A 265-nucleotide genomic window follows, 5' to 3' on the forward strand; every position below is an offset into this window, starting at 1 on the left:
TGGACGGATATCTCTTCCATCTCCTGACGCGATGCTTTCTTTTGAGCGGTGGGGAGATGGTCTGATAGTGTGCTTTTCGAGATGCTGGCCGCCAAGTGGTGTTTTGACAATCTTCTATTTTGTCGAGCAGACTTCACCCTCTTGAGGTCGCCATCCCGGAATACGATTAGGCCAACTTTCGGCGGAACCATTGAACGTACCTTAGAAAGGTGAAGCTCTGTCGTGACGACCGAAACAAAATCAAAAGTCGATGTATACTCGGCAG

1 protein-coding gene is annotated in these 265 nt (G+C 49.1%); it reads right to left on the reverse strand.

Going from position 1 to position 265, the window contains the following annotated elements:
* The coding region (locus Q5L94_RS13795; protein WP_317498925.1) for a hypothetical protein at positions 1–191 on the reverse strand (191 nt) is incomplete at its 3' end.
* Positions 192–265 lie beyond the last annotated feature (74 nt).

Origin of the sequence: Idiomarina sp. Sol25, assembly GCF_033052775.1 — a bacterium.
Lineage (GTDB): Bacteria > Pseudomonadota > Gammaproteobacteria > Enterobacterales > Alteromonadaceae > Idiomarina.